This is a genomic window from Leifsonia sp. NPDC080035, from assembly GCF_040050925.1.
Lineage (GTDB): Bacteria > Actinomycetota > Actinomycetes > Actinomycetales > Microbacteriaceae > Leifsonia.
Genome location: NZ_CP157390.1, coordinates 735,415 through 762,010 on the forward strand (window position 1 = coordinate 735,415; position 26,596 = coordinate 762,010).

Genomic DNA, 26,596 nt, shown 5'->3' on the forward strand with positions numbered 1-26,596 from the left:
TTGAACAATCGATTTACCATTTGTACGCTGAGCGGTATCCAGCTGTCAAACCACGCTCCCGGCGGCCTGTGCCGAGCGCGTCGCACCCGAGGAGAGAGAATGACCGCGCACGCCTCCCCCGTCCCCGACCGCACCGGCCTCACCCCGGGCATCGCGCACATCGGTGTCGGAAACTTCCACCGCTCGCATCAGGCGATGTACCTCGACCGGCTCCTCCGCCAGGGCGGCGCCCGGGAGTGGGGGATCGTCGGCGTCGGCCTCCTCCCCGGCGACGCGAGGATGGCCGAGGTGCTGCGCGCGCAGGACTTCACGTACACCCTGGTCGAACTGGCCGGCGACGGCAGCAGGACGGCCACCTCGATCGGCTCGATCGTCGACGTCGTCCACGCCCCCACCGACCCCGAGGCGGTCCTCGAACTGCTCGCGTCACCACGCATCCGGATCGTCTCCCTCACCATCACGGAGGGCGGCTACAACACCTCCGATGTGACGGGCGAGTTCGACACGACGGACGCGGCCGTGCGGGCGGACGTCGGCGCCGACCACCCGCGCACCGTCTTCGGCGTCATCGCCGCGGGGCTGCACCGGCGGCGCCGACGTGGCGTCCCGCCGTTCACGGTGGCATCGTGCGACAACATCCTCGGCAACGGCGACACCGCCCGGCGTGCCCTCGTCGCCTTCGCGCGCCTCGCCTACGACGACGGGTTCGCCGACTGGATCGACGCAGAAGTCGCCTTCCCGAACAGCATGGTCGACCGCATCACCCCGGTGACCGGGGACACGGAGCGGGCCCTCGTCCGCGAGACGTTCGGCATCGACGACGCCTGGCCGGTCGTCTGCGAGCCCTTCGCCCAGTGGGTGTTCGAGGACCGCTTCCCGCTCGGCCGGCCGGAGTGGGAGCTGGTCGGGGCGCAGCCGGTCGACGATGTCGCGCCGTACGAGCTGATGAAGCTGCGTCTCCTCAACGGCAGCCACCAGGCGATGGCCTACCTGGGCCTGCTCCGCGGGCACACCTACGTACACGAGGCGATGGGCGACCCTGCCGTGACCGATCTGATCGATCGCTGGATGGACGAGGCGGCAGCCACTCTCCCTCCCGTCGCGGGGGTGGACATCCCCGCCTACCGGGCGCAGTTGCGCGAGCGGTTCGCCAACCCGTACATCCGCGACACCCTGGAGCGACTGGCGACCGACGCGAGCGACCGCATCCCGAAGTTCGTCCTCGGCGCCGCCAGGGAACGCGCGCACTCGGGCCTCCCCTCACCTGCCGCGGCGACGATCGCCGCGACCTGGGCCGCCCTCCTCGCCTCCGGCCGGCAACTCCCCGACCGCCAGGCGGAGCGGATCTCGGCAGCCGTGGCCGACGCGGCCACCGCTCCCGAGCGGTTCCTCGACCAGCCCGACTGGTTCGGGGAGCTCGCGGACGAACCGGAGTTCGTCGCGGCGTTCGTGCGCGCGTACCGGGAGTGTCGCGGGTGAGGCTCTTCCGTCCCGTCGAGGAGGAGCGCTCCGCAACCTCGTTCAGCCGTCGACGCGATGCACTCGATCGAGGAAGCCGTCGATGAATGCCGCCGTGTCACTCCAGTCGGTCACCTCCCGAGTAGGGATGCCGAGCCTCACGACCGGATAGTCGTTTCCGTCCCGGTCGAGCCGGTCTCCGACGAAGAGCATGTCGGAGAATGCGATGCCGGTGAACTCCGCGAGCCTGGTCATCCCGTACGCCTTGTCGACACCACGGCGTGTGATGTCGATACTGGTCGACCCTCCCGCGCGTACTTCGAGCTCGGGCAGCCTCGACTGCACCGCCGCGCGGAGCCTGTTCCGTCGCGATCCATCGGGGTCCCAGCGGGCCTTCTCCGCGACGGGTGCGAGTTGTCCGAGTGCCGAGAACGTGATCTGCGATCCTCGATCCTCCAGCACCGGCCCCCACGTTCTCGATTCCCACAACCCGAGTCTGGTCGCCTCCTGCTCCACGGCGGCGAGCGCGTCGGATCGCTCGTGCGCCGCCAAGTTCTCGCTGTAGGCGAGCTGCCAGCCGGCGCCGTCCCATCGGAGATAGCGCGTCCCGCAGGTCGGCATGAGGTGGAGCCGGTGGAGGTGCGTGGACGCGGGGAGTCGCGAAAGCAGCTGCCCGCGGAACTGTGCGAAACTCCCGCCCGAGATCACGCAGACGTCCATCACCTCGAGGAGGCGCCCGAGCAGTTCCGCCATGCGTCGGTCAATAGGTGATTTCGAGGGGGCGAGTGTGTCGTCGAGGTCGAACGCAATCAGACGGGTCACCGAAACACCTTTCGTGTGAGGCTGCACGGGCGGCTGGTGCTCTCGCGTGCGATCAAGGACGGCCGAGGAAGGGCAGCAGACTCGGGTGCCTGCCCTGCCAGACGAGCCAGCAACCGGCTTCCGCACACCCGCCCCCACGCCCGGTGATCCCACCGCACGGCCGTCAGCGGGGGATTCGCGTGACGGGCGACGGCGTCATCCTGAAGGGAGAGCACCGACACGTCGGATGGGACGTTCAGGTTCGCCGAACCCGCGACACGGAGTGCAGCGGCGGCCAAGAGGGATGTCTCGTAGACGACCGCGGTGGGAGGCTCGGTGAGCCGCACGAGACGGTCGGTCACAGCGATGGCGGCATCGAGCGGCGAATCGGGGACGGGATGAACGCTCACCGTGAGACGCAATGCGCGCGCGTGTCTCTCGAACGCCACCGCTCGGGAATCCGATCGGAACAGCCCGTCTCGCACGATCATGGCGACGTGCCGGTGCCCGAGGCCGTTCAGATGCAGCAGGGCCTGCAGCACACCCGCGCGATCCGCAGCGACGGCCGAGGGACGGTCGGCGACGACGAACGGGAGCCCCAGGCGCAATAGCGAGCCGAGGCGATCGTCGCTCATCCGCAGGTCCGTCAGAAGCACGATGTCGACCTGAGACCGGCCCGCCAGTTCTGCGTACGCCTCGCTCTCGCCCTCGGCACTGGAGACGAAACGAACGATCATCGACGCGGCGCCTGCCGCAAGTCGGGTGCCGAGCCCATCGAGGAATTCGAAGAGTCCCGACTCCATATCAGCGGCAGGCCGCCGGATGACGAGCCCGACACGGTAGGGCCGATCAAGCGACAGCGCGCGAGCGCCGGCGTCCGGTCGCCACTTGAGATCGCGCGCGGCCCGAAGGATCGATTCCGTCGTCGCCTCGCTCAGACCGCGTCTGCCGTTGAAGACGAACGACACGGCGGTCTTGGAGACTCCGGCACGCGCGGCAACATCCGCGATCGTCACGCGTCGTCTGTGCCCTTCTGCTTCTACCCCGCTGCTGCCCATGGGCCCCCGACCGCCCCCGGCATCTGATTGCGGGTGTACCACTTCGCGGTGTAGACGACGCCCTTGTAGCTCGCCCTGTCCCCAGCGTTGAAGATGCGAGAGGGCGTCCACAGCGCGATGCCATCGGCCGTCGTCGCCATCTCCTGCCACGGCCCCGTCACGCCTCCGGGCACGTCGTTGCGGCTGTACCAGGCGGCCCGATAGGTCTTGCCCTGATACACGACGGTGTCGCCGCCGTTGAAGACGCGAGACGGTGTCCACACGGTCGCACCGTCCTCCGTCATCGCGAGTTGCTGCCATGCACCGGTGTTGGTCGCGCCGGGCTGCTCGGCCTTGGTCGTCCATCCCGCCTTGTACACCGACCCCTGGTAGCTGACGATGTCGCCGGCCTTGTAGGTGGTCGTCTTGACCCAGGCCGCCGGCAGCGCGACCGTCACCGTGACGGCCGTGTGCGCGCCCGCGACTGTCTCGCTGCCGGAGTACGTCGCCGTCAGCGTGTGGACGCCGGCGGCCAGTCCGACCGGGAGGGTGAACGTCGCGACGCCGTCGCGCAGGACCGCGGTCCCGCGATCCTTGTCGCCCTCGGTCAGCACGACCTTCCCAGCCACCGGCAGCGACGACGTGACGGTGACGGTGACCCGTGCCGCCGTCCCCCACGCCGCCGCGACGTCCGGCGCGCTGATCGTCGACGTTGCGCGCAGCCCGTCGAGGGCGCGCTTCAGCGCCGCCGCGCTCGCATCGATGGCCGGCTGAGAGGCGTCGGCGGCCTTCAGTGCCGCCTTCGCCGCTTCCAGGGCGGGCAGCAACGGCGACCAGCTGGCTGCCGTGTACTGCGCGCTGTCGAGCCCGCTCGCCTTCTCCACCAGGGCCTGCAGGACGCTGCGGTCGACCGCGACGGTGACAGGGCAGCGGACGAATTCGTCGCCGGCGCCGTGCACGAGCACGATGGAGGTGCTTCCCGGGGCTCCTGTCGTGAGCGGGACCGCGAGCGCTCCGCCGGCTCCGACCTGGGGCGAGGCCGAGACCGCTGCCACCGCCGGGTCGAGCGAGTACGCCGAGAAGGTGTCCGCTCCATCGGCCGGTGTGATGGTCGCACCGAGCGTCGCGGTGCTGTCGCGCTCCGCGTTCACCGGGGCGGTGCACGCCAGGCTGTAGCCGCCGTAGAGCTCGAACTCCCAGATGTTCAGCCCGTACTTCGTGGCCGGCGAACCGATCACCCGCACGTAGCGCACCTCCGCCGTCGGGAAGTCGGCGATGTCGCGGCGGTGGTCTGCCGTGCCGGTGTTCTGCACGCGGGCCAGCGGCATCCAGTCCGTCCCGTTCACCGATCCCTCGATCCGGTAGTCGGTGGAGTTGCCCGCCTCCCACTCGACGACGGCCTGCGAGACCGGCCGCACCGACCCGAGGTCGACGCGCAGCCAGTTCTGGTTGGTGTACGGCGCCGTGCCGGTGGGCCGGCCCGACGACCACTTGGTGGTCTTCGACCCGTCGGTGGCCGCGGTGGCCTGGATGTTCGACAGGTTGTTGTACACGCTGTCCGCGGTGGTGGGCTTCCCCTGCGCGAGGTTCACCCGGCCGCCGCCGGTGGGCGCCGCGGCGATCGCACCGTCGCCGAAGACCTCGAGCTCCCACACCGAGACGCCGTAGCTCGTGAGCGCCCGTTTCACCGTCTGCATCCGCACGTAGCGGCCGGACGCGTCCAGGGCGACGAGGTCGGTGCCCCCGTCGCTGCCCGCGGCCGGGGTCGCGTAGGCGTCTCGCCACGTGCTTCCGTCGTCGGAGACCTGGAGCTTGTACTGGCTGGCGTAGGACGCCTCCCAGAACAGCCGCACCGCGCCGATCTTCTGCACCTTTCCGAGGTCGACCTGCAGCCAGGACGCATCCGGGGATCCGGTGCGGTCGGCGATCCAGCGGGTGGTCGCATTGCCGTCCGTCGCACTGGCCGGGCTTGTCCCGTCCGAGGCGGACGTCGGGGCTCCGAGGGCGAGGTTCACGCTCGCGACGGCCGCGAACTCGGCGACCGAATAGGAGCCGCCTCCCGGCCCGTCCAGCGGCAGGATGCGGACGAAGCTCGCCGCCGTCGCCGGGAAGTCGACGTGCTGATGGCCGCCCGTGCCGTTCTGAACCAGCTTCTGATCGGTCCAGCTCACGCCGTCGGCCGAGGTCTGGACGAGGAATCGGCTCGCGTAGTCTGCTCCCCAGTCGATGTCGGCCCCCGAGACGTACGATCCGGCCGAGAGCCGCTGCTGCAGCCAGGGCGCGGCGCCTGCGGACCGCCAGCTCGTCGTCGTATCCGCGTCCCCTGCTCGCGAGGGGCCGTTGCCGGCGGCGGAACCGCTCGCGGTGTACGGCGATCCGTCGGAGTCGTCGGCGGCCAGGGGCTCCGTCACCGTCTTGCCCAGGTTGGCGCCCGAGCCGAGCACGAACGTTCCCCGGGATGCCGACGCGCCACCCGTCAGGTTGACGTCGACGAGCAGGCCGGGCTGGCTCGGGTTGGACAGGCTCACCACCGGCGTGCCGGACGACTCGTCGAGCATCACGATGGACGGCTGGCTCACCGTGAGGGTGCGGCCGTCGCCGAGGTCGAGCGATCCGGCGCGGTAGAACGTCGCCATGGTCCGCTTGAGGCCGGAATGCCGCACGGCCTGTACCGCGGTGTCGTTGCGGAGGATCTTCACCGCAGGGTCCGCCGCGTACGCTTTGGTCTGGGCGGCCGATTTCGCCGGGAGCACGATGTACTCGTAGCCGGCGTCCTTCGGCGCGTTCCCGTGATCGAAGTACAGCGTGAAGGCGTCGTGGCTCTGCGGCTCACCGCCGTAGTAGCTGCCGGTCTGGGTCTTGTCGGACACCGTCACGGCCTGATCGGTCGGGAACACGTAGCCGACCTTGTCGTTATACGCCCACGATGGGTCGTCGACGGCCTTCGCATCCGTTCCGGGAGCGACGGCGGCTCCGTCGATGCTGGCGTTGCCCTTCGCAGCGACCTGGTTCACCGTGGTGTGGATCGGCGCGCTCGATGTCGACTGGATGCCGGCGCCGAGCGCGACCATCTCGTCGTCGAAGTAGTAGTAGCTCTTCTGCGCCTGCGTGCCGGCCCGGTCCAGGCTCTCCACGCTCGCGCCGTAGGTGCCGTCCGAGACGCCTCCGGTGAACGCGCCGCCGTTGGCAGAACGCCCATCCTTGCCGAGGGTCGTCTCCTTGACGTAGGGGACGGTGGTGCCCGGGTAGTGGTACCAGTCGAACGCCGGGCCGAGGTCCGTGTACTCCGTGTTCGTCACCTGGATGGCCGTCGTGCCGGTCCGGTTCCACACGATCTCGTTGCCCACGTCCTTGCGGATGGTCGAGCGGTACTCGCTGCCGACGGTACGGCTCGAGTTGAGCCCGGTGACGATCCCGTAGTCCGCGCGCTGGTGCGACGAGAACTCCGACCGCCAGAAGTACCTGTCACCGATCGCGCCGTTGCCCGCGGTCGTGCCCCGGATGTTGTCGGCCATCTCGCGGTAGTCGGTCGCGTAGAGAGGATCGGTGCGCGCCATCCGCTCGAGCGGATCGAGGAACACGGCGGCGTAACTCGTGACGCCGTCGACCGTCGTCGCCGGCCGGTACAGCAGGTACAGCATCTCGATCTCGCCGCGGATCAGCCAGCGGGTGCCGTCGACGATGTAGAACGCGATGGTGTCGAGTTGATCGCGCGTGAACGCGAGGCTCGTGCCGCGCGCCGAGTCGGCCCACATCGCGACCATCGTGAACAGGGCCATCCCATAGCCCTCGCTGTACAGCTGGGCGCCGTGGGCCCAGAACGTCGCATCCGGCTGCACGGCCTCCTGGACCGTCCCCGAGTCGTCCACCGCCACGGTCTGCACCATGGTCGCGAACCCGGCCCTGATCTGGTCGGCGTTGCGGGTGGCGAGCGCCTTGTAGAGGTAGTCGGAGGTGCGCCAGGCGCCGTTCGCTCCCGCAGGGTCGAGCTTGCCCTGGTTGTGCGTGATCGCCAGTGCGGCCGCGTCGGGGCTCAGGGCATCGCCGACGAAGATCGAGATCCGGCCCATGGCGATGGACTCGCCGATCTCGGTCTCCCACCAGTTGGTGTTGCCGGGGTTCACCCGGTCCCAGTAGACCAGGGCGCGCTGCTCAGCGTCGATCAGGCGCGGGTCCTGGTAGCCCTTCGCGGTGGTGTCGCGGTACGCCTGGGCGATCGCGACCATCCGGTAGAGCGCCTTGTATGCGTCCCACGTCTTGCCGTTGGCCGAGCTGGTCGTGTCCTGGTAGTTCACATCCGACCAGGAGCCGTCAGCATTCTGCGAGGACACATAGTCGAGCGCGTTCGAGGTCTGGGCCAGGTAGATGCCGTTGGCGATCTGCACCTCGTCGCCCTGACTCAGGTAGTAGTCCTGCAGGCGGGAGACGATGGTGGAGACGTCGGTCTCGAGGTCGGCCGCCTGCGCGGGTGCGGAGATGCCGGCCGCACCGAGCAGCGCGGCGACCAGGACGGTCGCCACCGCCACCGCCCGGGAGCGGCGGCGGAGCGGGGGACGTGGAGCGTTCGTTTCGGGATGACGCGTCATTGCGCTGGACTCCTCGTGTACGGGGGACGTGCTCTCAGATGGTGCGGATCAGGCGGGCGACGGCGATGCGTGTGTCGGCCGCGCCGTAGAAGACGAAGTGCTCTCCGCCGATCTCCTCGATCGCCGTCGGGAACACCACGTTCGCCACCGTTCCCGCGGTCTCGTCCGCGGTCTCGGGGGTCAGCAGGGGCTCGCGCGTGCGGGCGAGCACGCGCGAGGGGTCGTCGGCGTCCAGCAGCATGGCGCCGACGACGTAGTTGACGCTGAACGCCTGCGGCACGAACGAGCCGCCGGGCAGGTCGCCGGTGACGCCGTGGTGCAGGAGCAGCCATCCCTCCGGCACCCGCAGCGGTGCCGGCCCCGCGCCGATCTTGAGCGCCTCCCACTCGTGCTCGGGACCCGCGACGAAGCGGTGCCCTCCGGGCCTGGTGAGCGCGGTCAGATCCTGGACGGCGTCGTCGACCGGCACATACGAGATCCAGATGCTCGCCCGCGGGTCGGTCACCCCTGCCGGCAGCGGCGGCCGCTCGTCGGGCCGCACGAAGCCGAAGTCCCACATCGGCCGGTGCAGCATCGCGAAGCTCGGGCGCCCCTCCGGATCCGGGACGATCTCGGGGAAGAAGACGACGTCCTTGTTGGGGAACAGGTTCAGGTCGGTGTCGAGCGCGTCGTCGTAGGCGAACTGGACGGGGCCCAGCCGGCGCCAGGCGACGCCATCGGTCGAGACGGCGATCGCGGGCTTCGGGCCGAGCGGCCCGAATGCCACATAGGTCATCACGTGGACGCCGAGGTCGGCGAGCGGAGTGATCCGCGGGTCCTCGACGCCGCCGTGTCCGGTTCCGTGCTCCCACCCGCGCTCGGCCTCCAGCGCGACCTGAAGGCCGTCGACACCGCTCGGCACGCCGTCGGTCAGGACGACCCGGGCCCGGCCGATGCGCGAGACGTTGTGTTCGGCCACCAGCCGGGGGAACAGGTGCACTGTGCCGTCCGGTCCCTGCACGGTCGCGGGGTTGAGCACGCCCTCGACCTGACGGAGGTCGCGCGGATCCGGCTCCATGACGACGCCGGCGCGTTCGAGGACGTAGGGGATGGCGACAGCGGTGCTGCCGGAGCGGAGCGTGGTGGACAACGGGACCTCTCTTGCGGATGGGTGGTGGAATCGCGCGGCTAACCCTTGACGGCGCCGACGACGCCGTTGACCAGGTAGCGCTGGATGAAGATGTAGCCGACGATCAGCGGGGCGGCGACGATGAAGGTGGCGGCCGCGAGGAGCGGCCACTGGTTGCCGTACGTCCCCTTGAAGGCGTAGAGACCGACGGTGACGGGGAACTTGGTGGGGTCTGCCAGCAGCACGGTCGCGAGGATGATCTCGTTCCAGATCCACACCGCCTGCAGGATGAACACGGTCACGAGCGCCGGACGCGCCAGCGGCAGGATGAAGGTGAAGAGGTACCGCCAGTAGCCCACGCCGTCCATCGCGGCGGCTTCGTCCAGCTCGCGCGGGATCGATTTCACGAACCCGCTCAGCAGCAGCGGGCCGACCCCGACGCCGACGCCCACCAGCAGGATGTAGCCGAGCTGCGTGTCGTAGAGGCCGAGCCGCAGCAGCAGCTGGAACTGGGTGATGAGTGCGTTGGGCAGGAACAGCACGAGCACGAACACCACGGACCAGTACTTCGCGCCGCGGACGTAGCCGCGGGCGACCGGGAAGGCCAGAACGAGCGTGAGCAACGTCCCGATCGCCGATCCCGCCGCCGTGTAGAGCACGCTGTTGAGGATGTATGCGCCGAAGTCGCCCTTCTCCCACGCGGTCGCGAAGTTGCCCCACTGCGGGTTCGAGACGATGCCGACGGGGTCGGCGACGAACTCCGCCTGCGATTTCAGGGCGGTGTTGAGCAGGTACAGCAGCGGGAACAGGAAGACGATCATGAGGATGAGCGCGCAGATGTATGCGCCGATCGGCATGCGCCGGCGCCGGTGCCGTTCCGTCGGACGGCGTGCGCCGGAATCCCGTGGCAGCGACTGGACCGGGGCGGACGGCGCGGGATCGGTGGTCGTGGTGGTCACAGCTTTGCCTCTCGCCTGCGGAGGATGGTCAGGGCGAGGATCGAGACGATGGCAACCAGCACGAACTGGACCATCGAGACCGCCGCGGCGTAGCCCTGGGACTGCGACAGCGTCGTGCCGGACGCGCCGCCGAACCCTTGCACGTAGACGAGCAGGGAGAGCACCTGGGTGGAGCGGTTGTTGGGGCCGCTCAGGACGTAGATGAGCTGGTAGCTCTGCAGCGCGTTGACGATGCCGAGCAGGACGTTGGCCGTGATCGATGGCGCCAACAGCGGGACCGTCACGCTGCGGAAGCGCTGCCACCCGCTGGCCCCGTCGATCTCCGCCGCTTCGTACAGCTCTTCCGGCACCGCCTGGAGGCCGGAGAGGAAGATGATGACCGAGACGCCGAGCACCATCCACACCTGGACGAGGATCACGAGGGTCAGCGCGAGGCGCGGGTCGCCGAAGAATGCCGAGTGGCCACCGAAGAGCCCGAGGACGGACGCCGCCGGACCGCCGCTGACGTTGAAGACGAGCGACCAGATCAGGCCCGTGACGGTCACGCCGAGGATCGTGGGCATGAAGACGACCGCACGGTAGAAGTCGCGGCCACGGAGCCGGCGGTTGAGGAGCACGGCGACAGCGAGCGCGACCACGATCTGCACCACCGTGCTGACCAGGGCGAAGATGATCGTGTTGCGCAGGGCGTTCGCGCTGTCCGCCCACTTGGCGGGCGAGAAGAAGTCGACGTAGTTCTGCAGGCCGACGAAGTTGATCGGAAGGCCGGGCAGTCCGCGCAGGTCGGTGAACGACGCGATCAGGACGCCGACGGCCGGTACGAATCCGAAGACGCCGAGGAGCAGCATCCCGAGCCCGAAGGTCAGCCGGACGGGGGTGCGGCGGGGGAAGGGGAACGATTCAGTCATGTTTCTCTCGACTCCCGGGAGGGCGGCCCGCGTCACGCGCGGACCACCCTGCCCGACAGTGTCAGCCGGCCGCCGACCAGGCCTTCTGAGCGGCCTGGGCGGCCTGCTCCGGGGTGGCGGAACCGAGCGGGGTGAGTGCCGGGTAGTTGAACGGGAAGACGGCGTCCTGGCCCGCCTTGTTGTTCGCGAACCAGACCTGGTCCCACGCGGGCTCGTACGACTTGGTGTACTGCCCGATGGACTGCAGGAACGCGCTGGTGGAGATGTCGGGCTGCGCCGACGAGAACCCCGACTTCTGCAGGAACAGCTCGTAGTTCTTCTTGTCCGAGAAGAACTTCAGCCACGCGAGGGCCGCGGTCTTGTTCTTCGCCGAGGTCGGAACGGCCAGCTGCAGCTCGGTCTTCCCGTTCAGCAGCGCGTTGTCGGCCGCGTCATCGGAGCCGGGGAAGGGGAAGTAGCCGTAGTCGAACTTCTTCGCGACGGCTGCGTCGATGGTGGGCTGGTCCCAGGTGCCGTCGACGGTCATGGCGAAGTCGCCCGCCGCGAATCCGGACGGGATCGACGTGTAGTCGGCGCCCGCCGCTCCCTCCTGCGAGTTCTGCAGCACGTACTCCGTCTGCTGCAGGACCTTGACCTCGGTCGGGTCGGTGAGCTTGGCTTTGTCGGTCCACAGCTCCTTCGCCAGCTGCTGCTTGTCGGCGACCGACGGGTACAGCGACGCGACGGAGGCGAGCATCGGCAGGCCGGCCGGCCAGCTGTCCTTCCCGCCCAGGCCGAACGGGGTGATCCCCTTGGCCTTGAGCGCGTCGACGACCGCGGTGAACTCGCTCCAGGTAGTGGGGATCTTCAGGCCGTTGTCGGCGAAGATCTTCTTGTTGTAGAACACTCCGGTGTAGTAGCTCACACCGGTCGGCACCGCGTACTGCTTGCCGTCGATGGCCTGCGCGTCGAGCAGGGTCGGTGTGAACTGCTTCAGGAACGACTCCCCGCTCAGGTCCACCAGGCCGCCGGCCTTCGCCAGTCGGGCGTCGTCGGTGGCCGCGTCCTTCGCGTACGACGGCGTCTCCATCAGGCCCTTGACCACGAACAGGTCGAGGTTGCCGGCGGTGAGGCGCGAGGACTTGGTCGCGGGGTAGTTGTCGTTCGAGACGGTGGAGAAGACCACGTCGACCTTCGGGTACTGCTTCTCGAACGCGTCGTTGATCGCCCGGAAGCCGGCGTCCGTCGCGTCGCTGCTCGAGACCAGCAGCTGCAGCTTCCCGCTGGGCTCGCCGTCGCCGGTTCCGCCCCCGCCGCCGGAGCAGGCGGCAAGGGCGCCGATCGTGGCGGCGGCGACCGCGCCGGCGATCAGCCGCCGACCCAGGGTGCCGCGCAACCTCTTCGTTGCCATGTGGTGTCTCCTCGTCGAGTAACTGGAATGCGGGTATCGGGATGATGTCTCTTACCGAAGCGTTTACCGAAACGTTTCGGTTCGGCCATGATGGCACGCACGAGCGACTTCACGCAACCAGCGTTATCGGGCGGCTCGGACGCGCGAGGTGGAGCCGCGGACCACGAGTGCGGCATCGGGGACGCGAACGTCGTCGACAGCTCCGTTGTCGATGAGGTCGATGAGCATGTTCCCGGCTTCTCGCCCGAGCTCCCGGGGATTCGTGTGGACCGTGGTCAGACGCGGTCGCACGTATGTCCCGAGCCGGATGTCGTCGAAGCCCGCCACGGACAATTCTGTGGGCACGTCGACGCCGAGGTGCTGTGCCTGGGCGATCAGCCCGATCGCGGAGAGGTCGTTTGCGCACATCACCGCTGTCGGGGGGTCGGCGAGTTCGAGCAAGGCGTTGGCAGCCGACGCCCCGCCGAGGTAGGTGAAGTCTCCGGGGACGACGGGTCCCGGCCGCAACCCGAGGTCATCGAGCGCAGCACGCCAGGCCTGCTCCCGCTGCACGGAGTGCCACATGTCCGGCCGTCCGCTCACGTACGCGATAGTGCGATGGCCGAGCTCGACGAGGTGCCTGAGTGTCGCCGCGATCCCGGATTCCGGCGCTTGCCGCACCGCCGAGAACGGAAAGGGCGCGCCGGGGTTGATCGCGACCGCGGGAAGCTCCAGTCTCCGCAGGAGCGGGATGCGCGGGTCGTCGACTTCGATGTCGTTGATGAACACGCCGTCGACGCGGCGCCCGGCGGCGAGCTTCTCGTAGCGCTGCAGAACTTCGTCGGTCTCCGCGCTGATCTGGAGGACGAGCGCGTAGCCGCGCGGATCGATCGCGTCCTCGATTCCGCCGATGAACCCGCCGAAGAACGGGTCGAGTTCCAGCACGTCGGGATCCCTGTGCAGAACGAGCCCGACGGTGAACGCCCGCCGCCCCGAGAGGCTCTTCCCCCGAAGGGAGGGAACGAAACCGAGCTCGGAGGCGACCTGGATGATGCGGGCACGCGTTGCGTCCGACACTCCCGGCCGTCCATTGAGCGCGCTCGACACGGAGCTGATCGCGACCCCGGCCTTGTTGGCGACGTCGATGATGGTCACCCGTGGGTCAGCCACCGCAACACCTCGCCTCCCGCTCTCCCCCGAGCGACGGCAATCATATGCCGAAAACGCAAGCAGCCGCGTGGATGGGGTCGCCGCGCAACCGGTCCCGGCATGGAGCACGATCGGTCGCGGCGATCCGACGGCCCGACGATCCCGTCGCACCGGTCCACCGCCCCTGATAGGGAAAGGCGAGGCCGGCGCAACACCGGCCCCGCCCTTTCGCCCTCTTACTTGGTGACAGTGACCGTCATCGTCTTACTGCTGGTGGTGCCGGCGGCGTTGGTGAAGTCGACCCGGTACACGTACGTGCCCGTGTCCTTCCCCTCCACCTTCAACGTCGCGGTCTGCGCGTTCGGGGTGCTCGCGGTGAGCGTCCCCTGCCCGACCGCCGCCCCGTTCTCGTAGAACGTGTACGACGTCGCGTTGGTGCCCCACCACAGGTTCGCAGTGACGGTATAGGTGCCGCCGCCGCTCCGGTTGTCGTTGCTGAGCACGGGGGTGCCGGGGTCGACGTCCGTGACCTTCACGGTGGTGCTGGATGTCGCGGTCGCGCCTGAGGCGTTCACGAGCTCGCCGGTGTAGACGTAGCTGCCGTTCGGCTTTCCGTGCACCGCGATGGACGCGCTCTGCGCCCCGACCCCGCCGAACGTGAGCTGCTTGGTCGCGATCAGCGTTCCGTTCTCGTAGAGACGGTAGATCGATCCCTCCTGGCCCCACCACAGGTTCATCACGACGTTGTAGTCGCCGTCCCCCAGGCCGGTGTCCCACCCGTTGTCGTTCGAGAGCACCGCCTGGCCGGGTTTCGCGGTCGAGCCGTCCGGCACGACGACGGGGCTGCTCCAGTCGGACCTCGCGCTCTCACCCGCGGCATTCACCGCCGAGACCGCGAATCGTGCGGTGTCGCCCGGCCACACTCCCGTGATCGAGGCGGTGGTGGCGTCGCCGCCGACCGTCGCGACCGGATCGGCGACACCGTCACGGTAGACGCGGTAGCCGGTGATCGGAGTGCCGCCGTCGTCCGCCGCGGCCGTCCAGTTCACGGTCACCGCGGACGCCGTGGCGCCGGCAGCCAGATAGGACGGCGCCTCCTCGAAGCAGGCGCCGCCTTGGTCAACCGATCGTGGGCGTGGGCCGGAATGCGTTGGCCGCTGCATCCAGTGCGATCTGGGCGGCGGTACCGGAATCGAGAATGGTGTTGGAGGTGGAGGTTGGCTCGACGAGGACGGTGAACACGTCCAGGGTTTGGCTTTCTGCTGTGGCGAGCAGCGCGTCCACCTGGGCATCGAACGCCGATTCTCCCGAAGTAGCGCGAACATCCAACGCGACCACGTGGTTGCTCGCGAGGTAGTTCCCACCACCCTCCACGAGCCTGACAATCACCGGGGTTGCTCCCTCCGGACGCAGCTTCAGCGAGTCGACGACCTCGGAAAAGTGGTTTCCGATGACCGAGTTGTTGCTGCCTTCGATCAGCAGCAGCCCGAACACGTCGTCCCGTCCGTTATCCACATGGAGGAACGGCGCCCACGGTTCTCGATCGCGCAGCAGATGGTTGGAGGCGATGAGGTTCTCGGATGCGTTCGCTTCCAGGATCACCATTCCCGGATAGAACGAGTGGAGGCGGTTGTTCGTCACGCTGGACCGGGTGACGCTCTTGAGGTGAACGCTGCTGCGCCCACGCGGGAACACGTTGTTCGCCGTGACCAGCAGGCCGCCGTGGTTCTCTGCGTAGATCGAGTAACCCTTGGGCCCTGCGCCGATCAGGTTGTCGGTCACCTTCGACGCTTGGCCCCAACCGCGTAGCTCGATGCAGTTGCCGCTTTCGGCAATGAAGTTGTCATGGATGGAAAGCGCGTCGGCGTTGTAGATCGTGAGCGCGTGCTCGAGGTACACGAATCCCATGCCGTTGAATCGGAAGGAGTCGTTCGCGCTGGCGACGTAGACGCCGGTCTTGCCGTTGACGTAGGTGTTCTCGGGGTGCAGGTCGGAGCCGTCGGCAACGAAATGGAGCCCGTCGATGCAGAAGTTCGAGAACTCCACGGAGCTGATCCGCGGGCTCCCTGTTCTCTTCACCAGGAATGCGGCTCCTGCGGACTGTTCTTCCCCGCTGCCCGCCGCGATATCGACGATGATGCGGCTACCGCCGGGCCACAGCTCGTGAAGATCCGGCCATTCCTCTTCCGGGACGTTGAACCGGATGCTCGAGGAGGTGAAGCCGTGTCCCGACCCTTCGATCCGAAGAAAGCTGACGTCGATCAGCACCTGCGTGCGGAGGCGGTAGTCCCCCGGCGGGATGTAGATCACTGCGCCCGGCTTGCCGCCGTCTCGCACCGCGGAGGCGGCCTGGCGCCGTTTCACGTCGGCGATGATGCTGTTGATCACTTCACCGATATCTTCGGCAGCGTTGCCGACAGGCCAGGCGGTCACATCGTAACGGGTGGTGCTTGACATGGGTCCTTCCAATGGTGTATGGCTGGTCCGAGCTCGGGGCGCGAGGCGATTGTCGCGCCTCGCACCCCCGGAGGTCACGGAGTAGGACGGAATCCGTAACTTGTCGAGTTCGCGCGCAGTTGCGCCTCCGTTCCGCTGTCGAACACATGGGAGTTGGTGGTTCCCGCGTCGAGGACGACGGTGTGCACACTGAGGTTGGAGATGATGTGGTTGGCGCCGATGTAGTTCTGGTCGCCATTCCTGATTCGGAAAATGGCGGCCGTTCCACCTGCCGGCTTGACCTGCTCCGGCGGGATGATCAGCGTCACATGGTTGGCAGTGATCGTGTTCCCGTCGCCGTTCACCTGGACGACGCCGAAGTCGTCGTCCAGCCCGTTGCCGACGCCGATGAACGGGCCATAGGTCTCCACCTGGCGCTCGAACATGTTCGAACTGATGAGGTTCTCTTTGCAGTTGCCCTCCAACGTGATGCTGCCCGGATAGAACGACTGGAGGCGGTTGGCCGAAATGTTCGACCGGAACGAGTTCTTCAGGTGCACCGAGTCGATGCCTCGAGGAAAGATGTTGTTCCCGGTGATGAGCAACCCATTGCTGTTCTCGGCGAAGATCGAGAACCCCACGGGACCGGCGCCCAGATGATTGTTCTCGATCTTGCTGGCCTGGCTGCCGCCCATGATGAACACGCATGTGCCGCATTCGGCGATGAAGTTGCCCGATACGTCGAGCGCGTCCGGCCCTTGGATCAGGAGGGCCTGCTCGAGGTAGACCATGCCCATACCGCGGACACGGACGGAGTCGTTGTCGGTTGCGAACCGGATCCCGACCTTGCCGTTGCGATAGGAGTTCTGGTTGCTCCCGAACGAGACGCCGTCCAGGCAGAAGTTCTCGAAGGCGATGGCGCTCAGCCGCGGATTGCCGTTGCGGGCGACGAGGAACGCTTCGGCGTTGCCGTCGGTGTTCTCGACCCTGATGTGGCTCCCGCCGGGGTTCAGTTCCTTCCAGCCGGTGGTGTCGGAGTTGTAGCGGATGGAGAGGGAGGTGAATCCGTGTCCTGAACCGCGGATGGTGAGGAAGCTGACGTCGACCACCACCCGCGTCTTCAACGAGTAGGTGCCGGGCGGAACGTAGATCACTGCTCCGGGCTTGTCGGCCGGGTTGGTCTGGCGCCGTTTGATGTCCGCGATGATGCTGTTGATGACGGCGCCGATGTCGTAGTGCGGGTCGACCGGCTTGCCGGGAGTTTTCCAGTCAGTGACGTCGTAGACGTTGGATTCCATCAGAATTCCTTTCTTTGCTCATGCAACTTCGCTGTTACAGAAGGCCGACCGGGACTCGGCGAGGAGAAGGCTGCTTCTCCTGCGTGGGTGGCGGCGCGTCAGCGGCCGCGGGCTTGGTGCTGATGAAGGTGAGCGTTGCTATCGCTGCAGCAGTGGCGGCGGTCTGAACGACCGCGCGGCGACTGGGCTGCATCTTCTCCGACATTGGAGGCCCCTTTCGTTTGGCAAATCGTTTTGGCGCTTCGCGGGCGGCTTAGCGTAGCGAGGAGTTCGTCCGGGTGGAAGAGCCGGGATGCGTTTCTTCAGGCGATGGGCGTTGCAGCTTCGAGGTCGGCGAGCGTTGGCAGGTCGGCACCGGTCCTCGAGACGGTGATGCCGGCCAGGTGCGCTGCTCGTGCGCCCACCGAAAGAAGCCGCGTTTCGGTGACCGGCCCACCGTCCCATCCACCGTCTTCGACGGTGAGCGACCAGATCAGAGCGGCCATGAAGGAATCGCCGGCGCCGACGGTGTCGGCGACCGCAACGCGAGTGGGCGCGATCTCGGCTCGATGCTCACCGCTTGCAAGGAGGGCGCCCCTGCTTCCGCGGGTGATGCCGACAACCGGGATCCCGCTGTCGATGAGCCGGTCGACGACGTGCTCGATGGACTTTCCTGGGAAGAGGAAGTCCGCGTCCTCGTCGCTGAGCTTGGTGAGATGGCTGGCGAGCGTCAGCGCTGTGAACTGCGCGCGAGCGTGGTCCCGATCGGCGATCAGCGACGAGCGCACGTTGGGGTCGAAACTGACGAGTGCCCCCGCCGCCCTGGCACGGCGGACGATGTCTCGCGTGACATCAGACCCGGGCTCGAGGAACGCGGCGAGGGAGCCTGTGTGAACGATGGCCGGGTTCCGCAGGTCGTCGAGATTCCGCGGCTCCCAGTTGAGAGCGAATCGGTACGTGGCCGACCCGTCCTGTCCGAGCGTGGCGATGGCGCGAGAGGTCGGCCGATTCGTTGTGGACTCTGGCGTGAGCACCACCCCGGAGTCCGCCAGGTGCCTGCGGATGAGTTCACCATCCGCGTCCTCGCCGATCGCGGTGTGGAGACGCGTGACCACGTTCAGTCGCGCGAGACCGAGAGCCACGTTCGCCGGAGAGCCACCGGGGTGCCGGCTGACCGTGGTGGCCCTGACGACCTCGTCGACGAGAGCTTCGCCGACGACGAGCGCTCCTGGGCTCACGATCCCACTCGCAGCGGCTCGGCCGGTGCTGCTTCGCTTCCATGAAGCCTCAGCTGCCCATCGACCCAGCCGACCGGGCGCGGGTCGGAAATCTCGCCGACCCAGCCGCCGTTGTCGTCGTCGTTCCGGAAGGCCAGAAGCTGCCACGAGCCAGAGCGGTCTTGAACGAGGCGCCCAACATAGAGCTGCTCGTCGGTGAGGCGATACGACCGAGCGGTGTCGAACGGCCCGGTGGGCGAGTCGGTCGGAAACGCCCACACTCCCCCGATCGGATCCTGTGCGCGCCGGGCGTTGGAGAGCTCGGAGCCGAGGCAGGAGAAGAGACCGATGGGCTTGCCGTCAACGTCGATGGTCTGGACGACCTCGAGGTGGCCGAAGCCAGCACCCGGCTGTGAAAGCGGGGGCTGCACGGTCCACGTCGTCAGGTCGGGCGATGTTGCGTGACCGATGACCCCGCGGTCGTCCGGGTCGCCGTGGTTGGCGCGTGCGGTGATGAGCATGTGCCACTCCCCGTCGTGCTGGAACACCCACGGGTCCCGCCACGCCTGGTCCGGCCACTGGCGCGTGTCGATGGTCTCGTACCAGCGAGCGTCGGGCTCGATGACCTGTCGTCCGGCTTCGCGGCGCCAGGTGAAGAGGTCGTCCGACACCACGGAACTGATGCGCTGGGCGAGTCCGCCCTCGCTTCGGCTGACGGCGGTGTAGAACATCCGCCAGGTGCCGTCGTCCTGGCGCACGACCGAGCCGGTCCAGGTGGCCATGTCATCGAAGGCGGGCGAGTCGTCGGGGATCACCGCATCGGCGTGTTCCGTCCACGTCGTGAGATCCGTCGATGTGGCGTGTCCGATGGTGGCGCGCCAGTGCCGGCGATTGGGGTCCAGGAGCGCGCGGGATGCCTTGAGGAAGTAGAGGTGGTAGCGGTCGCCGTCGTCGGCGATCCAGAAATCCCACACCCAGGAGGCGGCGAGACGAAGCATGTGGGCGGGTACCTTTCAGTCGGCGCGTGGCGAGGCGACGGACCCGCGGGTCACCAGCGGGCAGTCGAGGAGTGTCGGCTTGTCGGCGAGGAGCCGGTGCTCGGCTTCGCCGTGAAGAAGATGGACCAGCGTCTCCACCGCCCATACGCCCATCTCGTAGTGCGGGAGGGCGACGGTGGTGAGACCCGGGAACAGGTTCGCTGCGATGAGTTCCTGGTTGTCGAATCCGACGATCGAGAGGTCGCGGGGTATGGCGAGCCCCAGTTCGGTGGCGGCGCGGTAGGCGCCCATCGCCATGCGGTCGTTGTAGCAGAACAGGGCGGTGGGCCGGTCGGTCCTGCTGAGCATCTCTCGTGCGAGCTCGTATCCGGGGAGTGTCTCGGACGGCGCTGAGGCGGTGAGAGTGGCGTCGAAGGGGATGCCATTCCTGTCCAGCACGTCCCGGTAGCCGGCGAATCGCAGATGGGTTGCGGGGACATCGTCGTCGTTGTTGAGGAAACCGATCCGGGTGTGCCCGGCGTCGACGAGGTGACTGACGGCAGCCACCGCACCACCGATCTCATCGGGGACGACGGCCGGAACAATGCCCGCTCGATCGGTGGAGTCGATGAGGACGGCCGGAAGCGCTTGCAGGTTCGGCGGAAGCGACACTTGGCGGTGGTACATGGTCGCGTAGAGGACGGCATCGACCTGGCGGTCCAGCAGCGCCTGCACGTCGTCCCGGTGGGAGGTTCCGCTCGACTCTCGTTCCGTGTTGATGATCACCAGCGTGAGGTCGTGCTCGCGGGCAGCATTCTGCGCTCCGAGGATGATCCGTCCCGCGTGCGGTGTGGTGGCGATCTCCTCACTGAGGAGCCCGATCAAGCCCGACCTGTTCGTGCGGAGCGCTTGCGCCGCCCGGTTCGGGCCGTAGCCGAGGGTCTTCGCCGCGTGCCGCACTCTCGCCCGTGTCTCTTCGGCGACGCGGGTGTGCGGGGTCTCGTTGAGCACATGCGAAACCGTGGTGACGGAGACTCCCGCCAACTCTGCAACGTCTCGAATGCTCGAGCTCTTCACTGCCACAGCGTTTCCTTCCCCCTCATGATCATCCCGTTCACCAGCCACCTCAGCCCTTGACCGCCCCGAGCGTCAGCCCGGCGACGATGTGCCTCTGCAGCAGCAGAGTGAGCAGGATAACGGGAATGGAGTAGAGCACAGCGAGCGCTGTCATCGAGCCCCAGTCAAGTCCGAACTGGGTCTGGAAGTTCGCGATGACGATCGGCGTGGTCTGGGATCGGACCGCGGTGAGCAGCAACGCGAACAGGAACTCGTTCCAGCTGGCGAGGAAGGCGAAGATCGCGGTGACCGCGACGCCACCCGCGCTCACGGGGATGACGACCCGCCAGAGCGCGCCGAGCCTGCTGTTCCCGTCGATCTTCGCCGCCTCTTCCAGCTCGCCCGGCACCGCCTCGAAGAAGCTGGACATGAGCCAGATCGACAGCGGAAGCGAGATCGTGGTGTGGGCGATCGCCAGCGCCAGTGACGTGTCCGAGATGCCGAGGTTGCGGAAGATCGAGATCATCGGAACGCCGATCACGATCGGAGGCACCATGCGGGCGACCAGCGCGAGGACGATGAAGATCCTCCCCGTCCTGGTCCGGAACCGCGTCACCGCATAGGCAGCGGGGATCGCGAGCACCAGGGAGATGAGCGTGCTCAGCACCGCCGTGATGATGCTGTTGATGAGGGAGGCGAGCACCCCGTCGCGCGTCAGGGCCGAGATGTAGTTGTCCACCGTCCACACGCTCGGCAGCAGCTTCGGGGGGACCGAGATGGTCTCCAGCGGCGTCTTGAACGACGTGAACAGCATGTAGACGAACGGGAAACCGTACAGCACGACGACCGCGATCAGGATCAGCCAGAGCAGGGCGCGGGAGCTCAGGCGGCGCGCTTCCAGTCCGTTCATCGCTCCGTCTCGCTTCCCGGTCGCCAGATGGTGAGGATCGCGAAGAGGGCGACGCCGAGCATCGCGATCAGGTAAAGGGTTCCCATTGCGCTGGCGAGGCCGGGGTCGCCGAAGCGGACCATCGTCCGGTAGATCAGCAGGGACAGCGTCTCGGTGCTCTGCTGCGGTCCGCCGTTGGTCTGGATGACGATGACGTCGAAAGCGCGGGCCGCGTCGATACCACGGACGATCAGGGCGACGGCGATCACCGGCCGGAGCAACGGGATGATGATGCGGAAGAGGATCGTGGTGTACCGGGCGCCGTCGAGCCGCGCCGCCTCGATCACATCCCCGGGAATGTTCTGCAGCCCGGCGAACAGCACCAGCGTGATGAACGAGGTGGTGAGCCAGATGTCGGGGATCGCGACGGAGAACAGCGCGATGTTCGGGTCGCTCAGCCACTGGATCTGGTCGCTGGAGTGGATGATCCCCACCGTCTTCAGCAACTCGTTGACGATGCCGAAGTTGTCGATGAGCAGGAACCGCCAGAGCAGACCGGCGACGATCGGGGCGATCATCAGCGGGTAGAGGAAGATGGTGCGGAACACCCGCGAGGAGTTGCCGAGCGAGGTGAAGAGGAGCGCCACCAGCAGTCCGAGGACGAACTCGAAGGTGACCACGATGACCGTGTAGAGGATGGTCCGCCACACGGCGTTGGTGAAGTCGGAGCTGGTCAGCGCCGTGACGTAGTTGGCGAACCCGACGAACTCTCGGGGTCCTCCCGCGATCGGGCTGATTTTGAAGAAGCTGTCGCCGACGAACTGCAGGAGCGGCCAGCCGATGAAGATGGCGAGGAACAGTCCGGCCGGCAGCATCAGGAGTGCTGCGAACCGCCGGTCGGCGGTGCGGAGGGAACGGTTACGAGGAGAGCGGGGCGGGCGGCCGGCGCGGCCGCCCACTCGCTGCTCCATCACTTGACTAGCGATTGGACCTGCTCCTTTGCTGCGTTCAGCAGCGCCTGCTTGTCAGCGCCGGGCTGCAACGACTTCTGGATCATCGGCACGAGGACGGTGTCCACGATCTGCTGCCACTTCGGCGTCGCAGGTCGCGGGACGGTCGCCTGAGCGTCCAGCGTCTCCACCAGCGGCTTGTAGTTCTCGAAGCCGGGCTGGTCCTGGTACTTCTCGAAGGCCGACTTGCGGGCGACCAGCCCGAGCGACGTGTTCGCGCTCAGCTCGTTGTGCTCGTAGGCGAACTTCACGAAGTCGAGGCCCTGCTGCTGCTTCTTGCTCGCCTTGGCCACCGACAGGTACCAGGCGCCAGGGACGCCGGCGATGCCGCCGGGACCGGCGATCATCGGGGCGACACCGACCTTGCCATAGACGGAGGCGTCCTTGGGGATCTGCCGGTAGGCGTGCGCCCAGAAGCGCATCATGGCGGTCTTGCCTTGGTTGAACAGGTTCTGCGCGCCGGCCCAGTCGAGCTGAGCGGACCCAGCGGGCGCGTACTTCTGCAGGCCCGTGTAGAAGTCGAGCGCCTTGAGGCTGTTCTCATTGCCGAGAGTGATCTCACTGCCCGAGTCGTTGAGCACCATCGTCTTCTCGCCGGTCTGCGACAGCGTCGCGAGGTACTCGGTCTCGACGGCACCCTTCACATCCGTGCCGAACAGCCCCTTGCCGGGCTGGGTGAAGAACTCGGCCGCATCCTGGTACTGCTGCCAGGTGGTCGGCGGAACCAGGTCGTAGCCGTACTTGGCCTTGAACGCCGACTTGTTCGCCGCGTCGTCGAAGAGGTCCTTCCGGTAGTAGAGGATCTCCGAGTTGGTCCAGACGGGCATCCCCGCATACACACCGCCGACGTTCGCCTCCTTGACCAGGGCGGGGAAGAGATCGTTCTTCACGTCCGAGGTGAAGAGCTTGTCGAGCGGGGTGACGGCGTCCTTGAAGGCGGGCAGCCAGATGGAGTCGAGCGCGGCGACATCGAACGAAACCGCCCCGGAGGTGAACTCGCTGTTGAGACGGTTGTAGAGGCCGTCGTAGGGGAGCTCGACGAAGGTGACCTTGGTACCGGTGTCCTTCTTGTAGAGGTCGGCGATCGGCTGAAGCTCAGCGTGGCCACCGGCCTCGACGAGCACGGTGATGGATTTGTCCGACGAGGAACCGCCCCCGCCGCCGACGCCGCACCCGGCGAGGGTGAGCGCTACCGCGGTGCCGATTGCTGCGGCTGCCGCGAACTTCTTGCGAAGCATCATTACTCCGATTCTGCTGTGCAGCGGGTGGCTGCGTGGATGAGGATATCTGGTGCCAAGACGTTTTGGCAAAACGTCTTGGCACGACGATAGAGAGGCTTTCGCAGACACGTCAACTGCCAAACGGTGCCAAAATGCCAAAACTTGCCAAACCGCAGAAGGCCGGATCCGCACCCCGTGCGAAGAAGCGTGACCGCCGGGCGCTCACGTTCGAGCACCCGGCGGCGGATCGTGGTGGCGGCTAACCGGCGAGTGCTACGAGCGCAGCCTCTCCGATCTGCACGCGACCGTCGACAACCGTCACCGGCATGGGGTCGGTGATGCCGCCGATCCACTCCCCGGACGGCGCCGTGTTGCGGAAGGCGAAAAACCAGGCGCTGCCGGTCGATCGGTCGGTCAGCACTCGGCCGACGTAGAGGTCGTGCTCGCTCACCTGCTGTGCGGCGCGCGGATCCCAGGTCCCGTCGGGTCCGGCGATGATCGCCCAGACTCCCCCGGTGGTGCCCGTTTCCTGGCGGCCGGCCGCAAGGTCCGACGCGAGGCAGGAGAAGAACAGTACGGATCGCCCGTCGATCTCGGCGGTGTTGAGGACCTCCAGCTGGCCGAAGCCGGCGCCGGGCTCTGACAAGGGCGGATGCACGGTCCAGTGCTCGAGGTCATCCGACGTCGCGGTTGCGATGACGCCACGGTCATCCGGGGCGCCGTGGTTCGAGCGCGCCGTGATCAGCATCCGCCACGTGCCGTCTTCCTGCTTGTAGACGAAGGGGTCTCGGAAGGCTTGATCGTGCCAGGTGCCGTCGCTCAGGAGTTCGTACCAGCGCGGATCCGCTTCGAGGAGGGGACCGGGCTTCTTGTGCCAGGTGGTCAAGTCATCGGACGTGGCGACGCCGACGCTCTGCACGTTGCCGAGGGGAGTGAGGGTGGCGCCGGTGTAGAACATGTGCCAGCTCCCATCGTCGCCGCGGACGACGCAGCCGGTCCACGTTGCGACGTCGTCGAACGCTGGAGCGTCACTTCGCACCAAGGCGTCTTCGATGCGGCTCCAGGATCTGAGGTCTCTTGAGACCGCGTGCCCGATCGACGCGCGGTGGTGCCGTGCGTCGGGGTTCTGGAGAGCTTTCGACGCGTACAGGAAGAAGAGGTGGTACTGGTCGCCGTCGTCAGCGAACCAGAAGTCCCAGACGTAGCTGTCGGGGAGAGAGAACATGGGTCAGCCTTTCAGCCCTTGCGAGGCGATGGAGTTGACGAACGAGCGCTGGAAGGCGACGAAGAGCGCCAGCACGGGGATGGTGATGATGCTCGCGTAGGCCATGATCTGGCCCCACGAGGTGTTGAGCTGCTTGAAGTAGTCGATCCCGACCATCGCCGGCCGCACCGCCTCGCTCTGGGTGACCATGAGCGGCCACAGATACTGGTTCCACGCGGGCAGGAAGGTGAGGATGGCAACGGTCGCCACCGCGGGGCCCGCGAGTGGCATGATGATCGTCCGGTAGATGCGGAACCAGCCGGCCCCGTCGACGCGTGCCGCCTCGTCCAGCTCCTTCGGGATGGAGTCGAAGTACTGGTAGAAGAGGAAGATCGAGAACGCGTTCGCGATGAACGGCACGATCTGCACGGTGTACGTGTCAAGCCAGCCCTGCACGATCTGCGATCCGTCGAAGTACGGCAGTTGGTTGACCTCCCACAGCAGTGGCAGCGCCATGACCTCGAAGGGCACGATGAGCGTGGCGAGCACCACGCCGAGCGCCCACTTGCGGCCCGGCATCCGCATCCGGGAGAGGGCGAAGGCCGCCATCGAGTTCACGATGATCCCGAGCACCACGGTGGTGACCGAGATGATGATCGAGTTGAGCAGGAACTGCGCGAACGGGACACGCTCGAACACGCCGACGTAGTTGTCCAGGCTCAGGTCGCCGACCGGGAGGAACGCCTGGATGCCGTCCAGGTCGCCGAAGATCTGGGTGTCCGGCTTGAAGCTCGACACGATCATGAACAGCAGCGGCAGGCCGAAGACGAGTGCGAGCACGATCTTCAGGACCAGCAGCAGCACGCCACGCGTCGAGCGACGCCTCCGCCGCGGGCTCACGGCTGCGACCGGGGTGGATGTCGTCCGCTCGATGTCGGCGATGTCGGTAGTCATCGCTGCGTCTCCTTGTCTCGGGTGAGGAACCGCTGGAGCAGCGTGACGACCAGCACCAGCACGAAGAACACGAGCGAGATCGCCGAGGCGTAGCCCGTCTGCTGCTGCTGGAACCCGCTGCGCACCGCCTGGAAGACGAGCGTCGACGTCGAGTTGATCGGGCCGCCCTGCGTCATGATGTTGACCTGCGAGAACAGGCCGAATGCGGCAATGGTGATCGTGATGAGGATGAAGGTCCGTGTCTGCCGGAGTCCTGGCCAGGTGATGTTCGCGAACTGCTGCCAGCGCGTGGCGCCGTCCAGCGCGGCCGCCTCGTACAGCTCCTCGGGGATGGTCTGCAGACCGGCGAGCCAGATGATCATGTGGAAGCCCATCGCCTGCCAGGCCGACATCAGGATGATCGCGAACAACGCCCAGTGCGGGTCACCCAGCCAGTCCGGGCCCTGGATGCCGACCTTCGAGAGCAGGACGTTGATCAGACCGTCCTTCTGGTACAGGAACAGCCACAGCATCGACACCACGACGATGGAGGTCACGACGGGTAGGAAGTAGACGGTGCGGAAGAACGTGGTGCCGCGCACCCGGCTGTTGACCAGCAGCGCGAGCACGAGCGCGAGCGCCGACTGGAACGGCACGATCACGATCGTGAAGATGATCGTGTTGCGCAGCGACGCCCAGAAGGTGTCGTCCGTGAACAGATTGACGAAGTTGTCGACGCCGACGAACTGGGCCGGCTCCGGCGACACCAAGCGGGCGTTGGTGAACGCGAGCACGAAGGTGAGGCCGATCGGCACGATCAGGAAGGTTGCGATGAGGACGGCGGCCGGCGCGAACATGAGGAGCGCGATCGACGCCTCCTTCTTGCGGCCGGCGACGGTGGTGCGGGCGGTGCGGACGCGGCGTTCGACGCTCACATCCGGCTTGACGATGGTGGTCATGGCTGATCCTCGGGACGTCGGGGCCGGGCGCGATCGCCCGGCC

Annotated in this window: 21 protein-coding genes; 1 reads left to right on the forward strand and 20 read right to left on the reverse strand. The window is 67.2% G+C overall.

The window, feature by feature from the left end:
* Nucleotides 1–99: 99 nt before the first annotated feature.
* On the forward strand, nt 100–1,479 hold the full coding sequence (locus AAME72_RS03555) for a mannitol dehydrogenase family protein (protein WP_348788864.1): 1,380 nt from the start codon (nt 100–102) through the stop codon (nt 1,477–1,479).
* Nucleotides 1,480–1,521: 42 nt separating this feature from the next.
* On the opposite strand, the gene AAME72_RS03560 is transcribed toward AAME72_RS03555, so the two are convergent.
* The 20 genes from AAME72_RS03560 to AAME72_RS03655 form a co-directional block, all read right to left on the reverse strand.
* Entirely contained in the window at nt 1,522–2,280 is a 759-nt protein-coding gene (locus tag AAME72_RS03560) for an HAD-IIB family hydrolase (protein WP_348788865.1), read from the reverse strand.
* The gene (locus AAME72_RS03565) at nt 2,277–3,275 is read right to left on the reverse strand and encodes a LacI family DNA-binding transcriptional regulator (protein ID WP_348788866.1); all 999 of its coding nucleotides are present in this window, start codon (nt 3,273–3,275) and stop codon (nt 2,277–2,279) included. The genes AAME72_RS03560 and AAME72_RS03565 overlap by 4 nt, the downstream gene beginning before the upstream one ends.
* A 23-nt stretch (nt 3,276–3,298) precedes the next feature.
* Nucleotides 3,299–7,816: a polysaccharide lyase family 8 super-sandwich domain-containing protein gene (locus AAME72_RS03570; RefSeq protein ID WP_348788867.1), complete on the reverse strand. Its 4,518-nt coding sequence runs from the start codon at nt 7,814–7,816 to the stop codon at nt 3,299–3,301.
* A gap of 100 nt (nt 7,817–7,916) precedes the next feature.
* Entirely contained in the window at nt 7,917–9,011 is a 1,095-nt protein-coding gene (locus AAME72_RS03575) for a glycosidase (protein ID WP_348788868.1), read from the reverse strand.
* 38 nt (nt 9,012–9,049) lie between these two features.
* Entirely contained in the window at nt 9,050–9,949 is a 900-nt protein-coding gene (locus tag AAME72_RS03580) for a carbohydrate ABC transporter permease (protein WP_348788869.1), read from the reverse strand.
* Entirely contained in the window at nt 9,946–10,857 is a 912-nt protein-coding gene (locus tag AAME72_RS03585) for a sugar ABC transporter permease (protein ID WP_348788870.1), read from the reverse strand. Before AAME72_RS03585 ends, AAME72_RS03580 begins: the two co-directional genes overlap by 4 nt.
* Nucleotides 10,858–10,918: 61 nt before the next feature.
* Entirely contained in the window at nt 10,919–12,247 is a 1,329-nt protein-coding gene (locus tag AAME72_RS03590) for an extracellular solute-binding protein (protein WP_348788871.1), read from the reverse strand.
* Between the two features lie 123 nt (nt 12,248–12,370).
* A complete protein-coding gene (locus AAME72_RS03595; protein WP_348788872.1) occupies nt 12,371–13,396 on the reverse strand; it encodes a LacI family DNA-binding transcriptional regulator in 1,026 nt (341 codons plus the stop codon).
* A 215-nt stretch (nt 13,397–13,611) separates the two neighbouring features.
* Nucleotides 13,612–14,538 carry a chitinase N-terminal domain-containing protein gene (locus AAME72_RS03600; RefSeq protein ID WP_348788873.1) on the reverse strand — a complete coding sequence of 309 codons (927 nt, stop codon included), beginning with the start codon at nt 14,536–14,538 and terminating at the stop codon, nt 13,612–13,614.
* Nucleotides 14,495–15,832: a NosD domain-containing protein gene (locus tag AAME72_RS03605; protein ID WP_348788874.1), complete on the reverse strand. Its 1,338-nt coding sequence runs from the start codon at nt 15,830–15,832 to the stop codon at nt 14,495–14,497. The genes AAME72_RS03600 and AAME72_RS03605 overlap by 44 nt, the downstream gene beginning before the upstream one ends.
* Before the next feature lie 74 nt (nt 15,833–15,906).
* Nucleotides 15,907–17,109 carry a NosD domain-containing protein gene (locus AAME72_RS03610; protein ID WP_348788875.1) on the reverse strand — a complete coding sequence of 401 codons (1,203 nt, stop codon included), beginning with the start codon at nt 17,107–17,109 and terminating at the stop codon, nt 15,907–15,909.
* 302 nt (nt 17,110–17,411) lie between these two features.
* Nucleotides 17,412–18,326, reverse strand: a complete 915-nt coding sequence (locus tag AAME72_RS03615) for a carbohydrate kinase (RefSeq protein ID WP_348788876.1) — start codon at nt 18,324–18,326, stop codon at nt 17,412–17,414.
* Nucleotides 18,323–19,303, reverse strand: a complete 981-nt coding sequence (locus AAME72_RS03620) for a glycosyl hydrolase family 32 (protein WP_348788877.1) — start codon at nt 19,301–19,303, stop codon at nt 18,323–18,325. The genes AAME72_RS03615 and AAME72_RS03620 overlap by 4 nt, the downstream gene beginning before the upstream one ends.
* Nucleotides 19,304–19,318: 15 nt before the next feature.
* Nucleotides 19,319–20,365: a LacI family DNA-binding transcriptional regulator gene (locus tag AAME72_RS03625; protein WP_348790201.1), complete on the reverse strand. Its 1,047-nt coding sequence runs from the start codon at nt 20,363–20,365 to the stop codon at nt 19,319–19,321.
* A gap of 43 nt (nt 20,366–20,408) precedes the next feature.
* Nucleotides 20,409–21,248, reverse strand: coding sequence for a carbohydrate ABC transporter permease (locus AAME72_RS03630; RefSeq protein WP_348788878.1), 840 nt, complete (start codon nt 21,246–21,248; stop codon nt 20,409–20,411).
* On the reverse strand, nt 21,245–22,198 hold the full coding sequence (locus AAME72_RS03635; protein ID WP_348788879.1) for a sugar ABC transporter permease: 954 nt from the start codon (nt 22,196–22,198) through the stop codon (nt 21,245–21,247). The genes AAME72_RS03630 and AAME72_RS03635 overlap by 4 nt, the downstream gene beginning before the upstream one ends.
* Nucleotides 22,198–23,475, reverse strand: coding sequence for a sugar ABC transporter substrate-binding protein (locus AAME72_RS03640; protein ID WP_348790202.1), 1,278 nt, complete (start codon nt 23,473–23,475; stop codon nt 22,198–22,200). Before AAME72_RS03640 ends, AAME72_RS03635 begins: the two co-directional genes overlap by 1 nt.
* 241 nt (nt 23,476–23,716) lie before the next feature.
* Nucleotides 23,717–24,682, reverse strand: coding sequence for a glycosyl hydrolase family 32 (locus AAME72_RS03645; protein WP_348788880.1), 966 nt, complete (start codon nt 24,680–24,682; stop codon nt 23,717–23,719).
* A gap of 3 nt (nt 24,683–24,685) precedes the next feature.
* The gene (locus AAME72_RS03650; protein WP_348788881.1) at nt 24,686–25,615 is read right to left on the reverse strand and encodes a carbohydrate ABC transporter permease; all 930 of its coding nucleotides are present in this window, start codon (nt 25,613–25,615) and stop codon (nt 24,686–24,688) included.
* Nucleotides 25,612–26,553, reverse strand: coding sequence for a sugar ABC transporter permease (locus AAME72_RS03655; RefSeq protein WP_348788882.1), 942 nt, complete (start codon nt 26,551–26,553; stop codon nt 25,612–25,614). The genes AAME72_RS03650 and AAME72_RS03655 overlap by 4 nt, the downstream gene beginning before the upstream one ends.
* Nucleotides 26,554–26,596: the final 43 nt, after the last annotated feature.

Coding starts and splice junctions, on each gene's coding strand:
- AAME72_RS03635 (WP_348788879.1), bottom strand. CDS start 22,198: ATGGAGCAGCGAGTGGGCGGCCGCGCCGGCCGCCCGCCCCGCTCTCCT.
- AAME72_RS03605 (WP_348788874.1), bottom strand. CDS start 15,832: ATGTCAAGCACCACCCGTTACGATGTGACCGCCTGGCCTGTCGGCAAC.
- AAME72_RS03555 (WP_348788864.1), top strand. CDS start 100: ATGACCGCGCACGCCTCCCCCGTCCCCGACCGCACCGGCCTCACCCCG.
- AAME72_RS03600 (WP_348788873.1), bottom strand. CDS start 14,538: ATGCAGCGGCCAACGCATTCCGGCCCACGCCCACGATCGGTTGACCAA.
- AAME72_RS03610 (WP_348788875.1), bottom strand. CDS start 17,109: ATGGAATCCAACGTCTACGACGTCACTGACTGGAAAACTCCCGGCAAG.
- AAME72_RS03630 (WP_348788878.1), bottom strand. CDS start 21,248: ATGAACGGACTGGAAGCGCGCCGCCTGAGCTCCCGCGCCCTGCTCTGG.
- AAME72_RS03655 (WP_348788882.1), bottom strand. CDS start 26,553: ATGACCACCATCGTCAAGCCGGATGTGAGCGTCGAACGCCGCGTCCGC.
- AAME72_RS03620 (WP_348788877.1), bottom strand. CDS start 19,303: ATGCTTCGTCTCGCCGCCTCCTGGGTGTGGGATTTCTGGATCGCCGAC.
- AAME72_RS03650 (WP_348788881.1), bottom strand. CDS start 25,615: ATGACTACCGACATCGCCGACATCGAGCGGACGACATCCACCCCGGTC.
- AAME72_RS03590 (WP_348788871.1), bottom strand. CDS start 12,247: ATGGCAACGAAGAGGTTGCGCGGCACCCTGGGTCGGCGGCTGATCGCC.
- AAME72_RS03585 (WP_348788870.1), bottom strand. CDS start 10,857: ATGACTGAATCGTTCCCCTTCCCCCGCCGCACCCCCGTCCGGCTGACC.
- AAME72_RS03645 (WP_348788880.1), bottom strand. CDS start 24,682: ATGTTCTCTCTCCCCGACAGCTACGTCTGGGACTTCTGGTTCGCTGAC.
- AAME72_RS03640 (WP_348790202.1), bottom strand. CDS start 23,475: ATGCTTCGCAAGAAGTTCGCGGCAGCCGCAGCAATCGGCACCGCGGTA.